The organism is Oerskovia turbata, assembly GCF_000718325.1.
Taxonomy (GTDB): Bacteria; Actinomycetota; Actinomycetes; order Actinomycetales; family Cellulomonadaceae; genus Oerskovia; species Oerskovia turbata.
Genome location: NZ_JOFV01000003.1, coordinates 289,734 through 299,209, shown reverse-complemented (window position 1 = coordinate 299,209; position 9,476 = coordinate 289,734). Strand labels below are relative to the sequence as shown.

The 9,476-nt window shown below is 74.2% G+C and carries 8 protein-coding genes; 1 reads left to right on the top strand and 7 read right to left on the bottom strand.

What is annotated here, in order from left to right:
• Window positions 1-123: 123 nt before the first annotated feature.
• The 5 genes from IE95_RS0104525 to IE95_RS0104505 form a co-directional block, all read right to left on the bottom strand.
• Window positions 124-1,419 (bottom strand): alpha/beta hydrolase, encoded by a 1,296-nt coding sequence (locus IE95_RS0104525; protein ID WP_084689803.1) that lies wholly within the window; start codon window positions 1,417-1,419, stop codon window positions 124-126.
• On the bottom strand, window positions 1,416-2,375 hold the full coding sequence (locus IE95_RS0104520; protein ID WP_030150441.1) for a zinc-binding dehydrogenase: 960 nt from the start codon (window positions 2,373-2,375) through the stop codon (window positions 1,416-1,418). Before IE95_RS0104520 ends, IE95_RS0104525 begins: the two co-directional genes overlap by 4 nt.
• A 130-nt stretch (window positions 2,376-2,505) precedes the next feature.
• Window positions 2,506-2,811: a hypothetical protein gene (locus IE95_RS18670; RefSeq protein WP_036570854.1), complete on the bottom strand. Its 306-nt coding sequence runs from the start codon at window positions 2,809-2,811 to the stop codon at window positions 2,506-2,508.
• Between the two features lie 180 nt (window positions 2,812-2,991).
• Window positions 2,992-3,942: a carbohydrate kinase family protein gene (locus IE95_RS0104510; RefSeq protein WP_030150439.1), complete on the bottom strand. Its 951-nt coding sequence runs from the start codon at window positions 3,940-3,942 to the stop codon at window positions 2,992-2,994.
• A gap of 85 nt (window positions 3,943-4,027) precedes the next feature.
• The gene (locus IE95_RS0104505) at window positions 4,028-5,083 is read right to left on the bottom strand and encodes a 5'-3' exonuclease (protein WP_051702720.1); all 1,056 of its coding nucleotides are present in this window, start codon (window positions 5,081-5,083) and stop codon (window positions 4,028-4,030) included.
• Window positions 5,084-5,312: 229 nt separating this feature from the next.
• On the opposite strand from IE95_RS0104505, the gene IE95_RS0104500 reads away from it, so the two are divergent.
• Window positions 5,313-6,368 (top strand): 2,3-butanediol dehydrogenase, encoded by a 1,056-nt coding sequence (locus IE95_RS0104500; RefSeq protein WP_030150437.1) that lies wholly within the window; start codon window positions 5,313-5,315, stop codon window positions 6,366-6,368.
• Between the two features lie 237 nt (window positions 6,369-6,605).
• Here the strand turns inward: IE95_RS0104500 and IE95_RS0104495 are convergent, their stop codons facing one another.
• Window positions 6,606-7,274 carry a response regulator gene (locus tag IE95_RS0104495; protein ID WP_030150436.1) on the bottom strand — a complete coding sequence of 223 codons (669 nt, stop codon included), beginning with the start codon at window positions 7,272-7,274 and terminating at the stop codon, window positions 6,606-6,608.
• Complete coding sequence (locus tag IE95_RS0104490) at window positions 7,271-9,358, bottom strand: sensor histidine kinase (protein ID WP_240666309.1); 2,088 nt, start codon at window positions 9,356-9,358, stop codon at window positions 7,271-7,273. Before IE95_RS0104490 ends, IE95_RS0104495 begins: the two co-directional genes overlap by 4 nt.
• Between the last annotated feature and the right edge of the window lie 118 nt (window positions 9,359-9,476).

Sequence of the window (9,476 nt, the reverse complement as noted above, 5' to 3'; positions counted from 1 at the left end):
CGATGGTACTGCCCTGGAGACGGGGTGGGAGAGTAGGTCGCCGCCGGACAACCATTCACCAAAGGCCCACCCCACACGGGGTGGGCCTTTGGCATACCCAGATTTATTCCGTGTCGACCGCGGTCAGCTCCAGCCGTAGCCCGCCAGCCACCGGGTGATCTCGCGGTAGAACCTGCGCCGCGGTCCAGGACCGGACAACGTGAGGTCGTGTATCCCCCCGGGGATGCGGGCGATCGTCACCACGGGCCCGAGGTTCGGTGCACGCCGGGCGAGGAGCTCGACGTCGAGCACGATGTCCGCCGCCCGCATGTCCTCGCTCCACCGCGGGCTGATGAGGGTGCGGTCGGATGTCAGGACGATGATCGGGCAGGTCACCGACAACCCGGCCGCCACGGTCGCGTGCCCTTCGATGATTCCGCGCAGCCAGCCGGCCCGGACGGGGAACGACGGCACGGGCCGCCACTCGGGGTTGAACTCCCAACCGCCGCTCTCGAGGTCGCGCAACGTGCGCGCGTAGTACCCCGCGTCGATGTTCGGCAAGGGTGCCTTGGGCTGGAAGCGGGCGAGCTGGCGGATCGCGGGGGAGGAGACCGTCCTGACGGTCGACGAACCCTGCAGCTCCAGCCATGGGCTGTTCAGCACCAGCCCGTGGAGCCGCCCCGGGTTGCGGTTCGCCCACAGGACCCCGGTCAGGCCACCGGTCGAGTGGCCGACCAGCATGATCGAGGCGTGCGCCCCGAGCTCGATGTGGATCATGGCGAGCGCGGTCTCGAGGTCCTCGTCGTACTCGTGCAGGTGCTCCATGTACCCCGGGGTCTGGTGCGACCGGAGGCTGCGTCCGTACTTGCGCAGGTCCACCGCGTAGAACGCCGCACCTTGTGCATGCCAGTACTCGGCGAGCTCGGTCTGGAAGAAGTAGTCGCTCCACCCGTGGACGTACAGGACTGCGCGCGCGGGCCGGACGGCCTCCACGGTCGGCGGGTCGTAGCGGACGAGGGTCGCCACGACCTCGCCCTCGTCGTCGGGCGTGAGCTGGAGGGTGAGACGGCGGTAGTCCGGCCCGAGGACGTCCTCCTCCCACCGCCCGCGCTGCGGTCGGACGCGTGGCCGCGGGGTCGGGCCGCGAGACCCTGCCGTGACGAGTGCGGACGACTCGGCGAGCGGTGCCCGCAGCTGCCCCAGGGTGAGGGTCCGGGGAGCAGCAGTCCGGGGGCGGCGTCGGGAACCTGCGATGCGCGGCGACACCGTCCGCTCGAGCGGGCCGGCCGAGCCCGTCGCCCGCGTCCCGGCGTCGGGCAGCGCGGAGCCTGCGGTGTCAGTGGCGTCGGTGCCGGCACCGGAGAGGGGCTCCGCCCCGGACCCGGACGTCGTTCGCGCCCGATCGGCACGCGGTCCCCCCGGCTCTGCGTCCTTGCTCATGTCGTGAGCACGATCTTCCCGTAGTGCTCCCCGGCGTCGAGCCGTGCGAGGCCGGCCGCGGCCCGGGCGAGCGGGAAGACCTCGTCGATCGCCGGGCGGACGTCGGTGCGGGCGAGGAACCGCAGCAGGGCCGCGAGATCCTCGCGCGAGCCCATCGTCACTCCCCGCACGGTGATCTCCTGGAAGAAGACGCGGGACAGCTCGGCCGGGCTCGCGTCCCCGGAGGTGGCCCCCGCGACGACGACCGTCCCGCCCGGGCGGACCGAACGCATCGAGTGCGACCACGTGGCCTGACCGACGGTCTCGATCACGGCGTCGACCCGCGCAGGGAGCCGGGCACCGGGTTCGAAGACCGCCGAGGCGCCGTTCTGCAGGGCCCGTGCCCGCTTGGCCGACGAACGCGACGTCACGAACACCTCGACGCCGGCCGCGCTCGCGAGGCGCGTCGCGGCGCTCGCGACGCCGCCCCCCGCACCCTGGACGAGCACGCGGTCGCCCGGGCCGAGCCCCGCGACGCTGAAGAGCATGCGGTAGGCGGTGAGCCACGCCGTCGGGAGGCAGGCCGCCTCGACGAACGTGAGCTCCGGCGGCTTGGGGATCAGGTTCTTCGTGGGCGCGGCGACCTGCTCGGCCAGCGTCCCCGCGTACTTCTCGGACAGGAGCGTGCGCGACTCCGCGGGCCCCACCCCGTGCCCGTCGGCGCCGATCACGCCGTGGACGACGACCTCGGTCCCGTCGGGGGCGATCCCCGCAGCGTCGGTGCCGAGGATCATCGGGAGCTGCTCCGCACGCAGCCCGACCCCGCGCAGCGACCACAGGTCGTGGTGGTTGAGGCTCGCAGCGCGGACGTCCACCACCGACCAGTTCTCCCGGGGCTCCGGCGCGGGCCGGTCTCCCACGGTCAGTCCTGCGAGCGGGTCCTGCTGGTCGAAGTGCGTCACGTAGGCGGCAAGCATGTGTCCAACCTACGGTCTCCGGGCGTGGTGCGCGTCCGAGCCCGGACGCGACACGATACCCGTCCGGCCCGTGAGAACGCCCGTCCCGGTACGGCCTCGGTCCGGTCGTGGACAGCGGCGGACGTGCCGGTCAGCGGTGGATGCCGCCCGCGACGGGGTGCCACTTCGGTCCGTAGCGGCGCGTGAAGACCGCGCCGCCGACCTCGACGAAGGCACCCGCCGCGGCTCGGACCGCGCGCGCGATCTCGGCGGCCTGGTCGTCGTCCTCGGCGAGGAAACGCACCGTGACCCGGGCCTCGCCGCTCACGATCCCCAGGTCGTAGGACTCGACCTCGGTCACCTCGCGGGCCGCGGCGGCTGCCGCAGGCAGCACGGCTTCCGGGGACGCGCCAGGGCGCAGCATCCCGACGACGAGGCTCACCCGGTACGAAGTCACCGCTGCACCTTCGCACATCTCGGGCGCCCGAGCCGAACGCCGAGGGTGACGGGTGCGTCCGCCGAGGGTGACGGGTACGGCCGCCGAGGGTGACGGGCGCGTCTGCCGAGGGTGACGGGTGCGTCAACCTCGGCGGCCAGGGGCGTCACCCTCGGCGGGGGAGTGCGTCACCCTCGGCGGTCAGGCGTGCGTGTTCGGGAGCTCCGCGCGTCGCGGCGGGTTCGCCCCTGCACGCGAGACCGTGATCGCGGCGGCCGCCACGCACCGTTCGAGCACCGCGGTCAGCACGTCCAGGTCGACGGATCGGAGCGCGTCGCGCCGGTCGCCGCCCAGGAGGTCCCGCTCCCAGAGCCCGTCGATGAGCGCCCCCATGAAGGTGTCGCCCGCGCCCACGGTGTCCACGACGTCGACCCGCGGTGCCTCGACGCGGACCTCGCCCGCCGCGCACACCGCGACCGCTCCCTCGCCGCCGAGAGTCACGACGACGATCGCGGGTCCCTGCTCTGCCCCGGGCGCCCTGGCCCACGTGCGCGCGACCTCCACGGGCTCGGCGCCCGGGTACAGCCACTCGACGTCCTCGTCGCTGACCTTGACGACGTCTGCAGCGGCGACGAGCGGCTCGATCCGGGCGAGCGCGGCCTCGGGGGTGCCCATGAGACTGGGGCGGGCATTGGGGTCGTAGGTGATGGTCGAGCGCTCGCGCGCTGCGAGCACCAGGTCGTGGACGGCGCTCGCGCCAGGTTCGAGGACCGCTGCGATCGATCCGGTGTGGACGGCGAGCGTCGAGCCGGTCGCGGCGGTGCCGGGGGCCAGGTCCCACGTGATCGCGAAGTCGTACGTCGCGGCCCCCGACCCGTCGAGGACCGCGCGTGCGACGCTCGTGGCGGCGGCGCCGTCGGACCCGGGGGTGAGGGCGACGCCCGAGTCGGCGAGCCAGGTGCGGATCTGCTCGCCGCGCTCGTCGCGGCCGAGGTGGGCCGCGAGCCGGACGTCGCGCCCGAGCCGGCCGAGGGTCAGCGCGACGTTGGCGGGGCTGCCGCCGGGGTGCTCGGCGGTCGTGCCGTCGGCACGTCGGACCTCGTCGACGAGCGCCTCGCCGACGACGAGGACGTGCGGGGCGTGAGAGGGCATCAGGGCTCCAGGCCGGTCGGGGGCGACGTCCTCGTACGATCCTGCACTGATGACAGCGGTGTCAACCATCGAGGGCCAGGGCCGTTCACCGCACCGACGCGAACGCCTCCAGGACCCGGTCCACGCTCGACCGCAGCCCCCATCGCGTGGCGAGCTCGTCGAGAGCCGCAGCGTCCGCAGGAGCGGACGGGACGTCGTCGGGCACCGGGGGGACGGCCGCGTCACGCGCGACCTGGACCACGAGCGGCGCGACGGCCAGGTAGTCTGCGGCCTCGGTGAGCCGGCGGCGCTGCGTCGGGCTCAGGCCCGGGTCGCCCTCGTCGCGAGCGCGCAGGATACCCGCGAGGTCCCCGTACCTGGCCAGCATGCCCGCCGCGGTCTTCTCGCCGATGCCCGCGACACCCGGCAGGCCGTCGCTCGGGTCACCGCGCAGCGCGGCCATGTCCGCGTACGCCTGGCCCGACGTCACGCCGTAGCGTTCGGCGAGGCGCTCGACGTCCACGACGTCGAGCTTCTTGAGGCCGCGCGCGGTGTACAGGACGCGCACGGGCACGTCGTCGTCGACGAGCTGGAACAGGTCGCGGTCTCCCGTGACGACCTCGACCGGCCCGGCATCGGCCTCCGCCTGCCCGACGGCGACGCTCGCCCCGGGCTCTCCGCCCGCCTCGCGCAGGACGCGCCGCCGGACCGACTCGCGCTCGACGAGCGTGCCGATCACGTCGTCCGCCTCGTAGCCGGGGCAGCCGACCCGCGCGACGCCGAGGGCCGCGAGGACGTCGACGATGATCGGGACCTGTGCGGTCAGGGCCTCGGGCACCTCCTCGATGCCCGTGGTGCCGGGGACCTCGGTCGCGATGCGGTGGGCCTTGTAGGACGGGATCGCGTCGACGCGGAACGCGGGACGCCAGTCGTCGTCCCAGCAGGCCACGAGGCGCGCGGGTCGACGCTCGGCCACGAGCACCGCGATGGTGTCGAGGAAGCCCCGCACCGCGTTCACGGGCGTGCCGTCCGGGGCCTTGACCGAGTCCGGGACGCCGAAGAAGGCGCGGAAGTACTGCGACGCGGAGTCGAGGAGCAGCAGGCCGCCGCTGCCGGGGAGCTGGGTGTCGCGCAGGGGAGCGGGCGTCGCCGGGTCCGTCATGGTCCCCAACGTACCGGTGGCGGCCCACGGGGGGCTGCTCCGACGTGACGACCGGATCGTGCGACCTGACACAGGGACGAGGGGCATGTCACATCCGGTTCGGGACCTTTGGCGGGCTTCTCCCGCAGGTCACGCACCTATGGTGACAAGAGCCCAGGGCTCCCGGACGGCACCTTCCGCGCCGCCTGTCAGGAACCCAGCGACCTACGAGAGAAGGCGTGGCGAGGACATGAAGGCTGCACGTTTCCACGGACGACGAGACATCCGCATCGAGGACGTCCCGGCCCCCGAGCTGCGGCCCGGCGCGGTCGCGATCGACGTCGCATGGTGCGGGATCTGCGGCTCTGACCTGCACGAGTACCTCGAAGGGCCGATCTTCGTCCCCGCCCCTGGGCGCCCGCACCCGCTGACCCGCGAAGAGATGCCCGTGACCATGGGGCACGAGTTCTCCGGCACCGTGGCCGCGCTGGGCGAGGGCGTCGACGACCTCACGGTCGGCGAGTCGGTGGTCGTCGAGCCGTACGTCGTGTGCGGCGAGTGCGCGCAGTGCGACGCCGGCGACTACCACCTGTGCGTCAAGATGGGCTTCATCGGTCTGGCCGGCGGTGGCGGTGGACTCTCGGAGAAGGTCGTCGTCGACCGTCGCTGGGTCCACCCCGTGGGCGACATCCCGCTCGACCAGGCGGCTCTCATCGAGCCCCTGTCGGTCGCGCACCACGCGGTCGTGCGCTCGGGCGCGCAGGCCGGCGACGTCGCGCTCGTCGGCGGCGCGGGCCCGATCGGTCTGCTCACGGCCGCGGTCCTCAAGGCCCGGGGCGTCACGGTCATCATGTCCGAGGTCTCGGACGCGCGGAAGACCACGGCACGCGAGACGCACGTCGCCGACCACGTCGTCGACCCCACGCAGGACAACCTGATCTCCCGCGTCCGCGAGATCACGGGCGGCAAGGGCGTCGACGTGGCCTTCGAGTGCACGAGCGTCAACGCAGTCCTCGACCAGCTCTTCGACGCGGTCCGCCCCGCAGGCGTGATCGTGGTCGTGTCGATCTGGGGCAAGACCGCCGCGGTGGACATGCGCAAGCTCGTCCTCAAGGAGATCGACCTGCGCGGCACGATCGCCTACGTGCGCGACCACGCCGAGACGATCCGGCTGGTCCAGGAGGGCAAGATTGACCTCGCGCCGTTCATCACGGCGAAGATCCCGCTCGAGGACCTCGTGAGCAAGGGCTTCGACACCCTGGTCCGCCGCAACGAGACCGCGGTGAAGATCCTCGTCCACCCGTGACGGACCCCGGCCCGACGCCGGAGCGCACCCTCGACGCGGAAGGTGCGCTCCGCCGTCGGGCCGGCTGTTCGCGGAGAGGGACCCTGCTGCTCCCGTCCTGCGCCACGACCGGACGACCGACAGGTTCTGGCACGTCGAGGCCCCGTGAGTGCGGAGTAGTTGTCGTCGATCGGCCGGATCCACGACAACTACTCCGCACTCAGCGGGGCGCGGCCGGCTCCGCGGGGCGCCGCCCGCTCAGCGGGGCGACGTCGTCCGGTCAGGGACCAGGCCCGCCTCACGGGCCGCCACGATCGCCGCGGCCCGGTCACGCAGCGCCAGCTTGGCGAGCACGCCCGCGACGTAGTTGCGCACCGTCTTGGTGCTCAGGGTCAGCCGCCGCGAGATCGCAGTGTTGTCGAGCCCCGCGGCGACCAGCGCGAGCACCTCGCGCTCGCGGTCGGTGAGCTGCGGGAACGGCACCGCAGCCCGCGACCCGCCGCCCAGCACGTTCGCCACGGCGCGCGCCGCGACCCCCGGCGCCAGGATCAGCTCGCCGTTCGCGACGGCCCGCACGGCCCGCTCGACCTCGTGCGGCGACGCCGACTTCACGAGGTACCCGCGCGCCCCGGCGCGCAGGCAGGCCGCGACCGAGTCGTCGTCCTCGTGCATCGTCATGACGAGCACGGGCACGTCCGGGCGGTCATGCGTCAGGTCCCGCGTGAGCTCGACGCCCGACCCGTCGCCCAGGTCGAGGTCCATGACGACCAGGTCCAGGTCGTCGGGCGCGCCCAGGACGTCGCGGGCCTCGGCGGCGCTCGCGGCCTGCGCCACGACGCTCACGCCGTCGAGCGAGTCGAGCAGCGCCGCCATCCCGATGCGGAACACGGGGTGGTCGTCGACCAGGGCCACGCGGATCACGCTCACAGCAGGACCTTCCGGGGGAGGACGGCCCGCACGCGCGTTCCGCGCGGTGCGAGCGAGGTGATGTCCAGCGTCCCACCGAGCTCCTCGGCGCGCTCCCGCATGGACCGCGTCCCGACGCCGGCGCGCGCGTCCTGCCCGACGCCGGAGCCCGCGTCGTCGCACGTCACGACCAGGTGCGTCCACCCGTCGAGCGTCCCGGGCAGGCCCGGCGGGTGGGCCGCGACCTCGACGCGGCAGCCCGCGGCCCCGCTGTGCCGGGACGCGTTGATCACGGCCTCGCTCGCGATCGCGTAGGCCGCGGCGGCGACGCGCGTGTCGAGGTCGTCCCACGGCCCGCACAGGACCTCGACCGCGAAGCCGTTCGCGTCGTGGTGGTCGGCGAGGTCGTGCAGCGCGGCCTCGAGCCCGGCCTCGTCGAGCGCGGGCGGGAGCAGGCTGCGCGAGAGCGTGCGCACGTCTCCGACCCGCTGCTCGACCTCGCGTTGGAGCGCCTCGAGCACCGCGGCTGCGGCGGCCGGGTCGGTCGCGAGGGTGTTGCGCGCGCCCTGCAGCCCGAGCCGCAGCCCGCTCAACCACGGCCCGACGCCGTCGTGCAGCTCGCGGCGGACGAGTCGCCGTTCGGCGAGACGCGCCCGGGTCACGGCGTCCTTGGCCTGCTCGAGATCGCGCGCGCCGCTCGCGAGCGCGAGGCCTGCGGCGACGACGGGCACGAGCTGGGCGAGCGCGTCGCGGGTCCGACCGTCGAGCCGTTCGCCCGCGCGAGGCGTGACGGCGAGGTCCCCGAGAACCCGGCCGCCGTGCTCGACGGGCACGTGCGTGACGTGCGTGCCCGTCGGACGGCCCCAGGACGCCTCGACGGTCGGTGGCGTCCCGCCCTGCGCACCCGGCCCGCCGCCGGCCGCAACCTCCGCGCCCGGCGCGACGTCGGTGCGGGCGCGCGGTGGCGTCCCGCCGCTCGTGAGCGTGACCGACTCGAGCCTGAGCGACTCGCCGATCGAGGCGACGAGCCCGTGCAGCAGCTCCTCGGCGGTCGCCGCGACACCGAGCTGGCGGCCCATGCGTAGCACGGCCCGTCCGGGGTCGGCGGTCTCGCCGTAGACCAGGGAGCGCACCCGCCGCTGGAGCCACGTGCGCGCGGGCTGGACTGCGAGGACGACCCCGACGGCCGCGAGGACCTGGGCGAGCGGCCGACTGCCGACGAGTGCGGTCACCGCGACCACGAGCGTGACGTAGACCGCGACGAGGGCGAGCGTCAGGAGCGCGGCGATCGTCGCGCGGCTCAGCGCGAGGTCGAGCCCCCACAGCCGGTTGCGCAGGACCGAGACGAGCAGCGCCGCGGGGAACAGCGCCTGGCACGCGAGGTGGGCCAGGGGCAGCGCGAGGATCACGTCCGGTGCGTCCCACGTCCCGAGCAGCGGAAGGAACGACAGCGCCATGATCGCCGTGCCGAGGGCCAGCAGCCCGAGGCCGCGGCGTTCCTCGGGCGGTCCGTGCCGGTGGCGCCACCACGTCGCGGCCGCGGTCACGAGCCCCATGACGACGACGCCGAGGATGGCCGGGCGCGGGTCGTCGACCGGCGCGAGCAGGAAGAACAGGATCGAGCCCGCACCGCCCGCGACCCCGAGCCACGCCCCCACGGACAACGGGTGGTCGCGCACGAACCACGGCACGAGCACGAACAGCCCGATCGTCCCCGGCACCCACGCGAGACCGTACGCCGCGGCGAGCGGTTCGAGTGGTGGCAGGCCGGGGTGCGTGCTCGCGAAGCTGCGCCAGCCCCCACCCAGGGCGGCGAGACCGCCGCCGATGCCCGCGAGCGCGACCAACCACCCGACGACGTGCCGCCTCCGCGACAGGATGATCGCGCCCACCGAGCCGTAGACGAGCGCCACCATGGCGTCCACGACGACGAACAGCAGGTCCCCGAGCAGCACGTCCACGCCCGACGTGAGCTGCAGGACGAGCGCCGAGACGCCCAGGAGCCACGACGCGACGGCGATGGCGAGGGCCGTCCGGGGCAGGCCGGCGGGCACGCCCCGCCGGCCGGACGGCTCCGGCGGTTCATCCCCTGCGACAGCGCCCACAGCGCCACGGTAGGGGGCGCGACCCTTCGGGCGACAGAGGTCGGGAGCGATTCCACCCCCACCTCGGGCGGCACGGCAACGACCGGTCCCGCCCCCGTGGAGAGGGGCGGGACCGGTC

Bases quoted from the DNA above. Each gene is read 5' to 3' on its own strand.
- IE95_RS0104525 (WP_084689803.1), bottom strand. From the start codon at position 1,419: ATGAGCAAGGACGCAGAGCCGGGGGGACCGCGTGCCGATCGGGCGCGA.
- IE95_RS0104520 (WP_030150441.1), bottom strand. From the start codon at position 2,375: ATGCTTGCCGCCTACGTGACGCACTTCGACCAGCAGGACCCGCTCGCA.
- IE95_RS0104510 (WP_030150439.1), bottom strand. From the start codon at position 3,942: ATGCCCTCTCACGCCCCGCACGTCCTCGTCGTCGGCGAGGCGCTCGTC.
- IE95_RS0104505 (WP_051702720.1), bottom strand. From the start codon at position 5,083: ATGACGGACCCGGCGACGCCCGCTCCCCTGCGCGACACCCAGCTCCCC.
- IE95_RS0104500 (WP_030150437.1), top strand. From the start codon at position 5,313: ATGAAGGCTGCACGTTTCCACGGACGACGAGACATCCGCATCGAGGAC.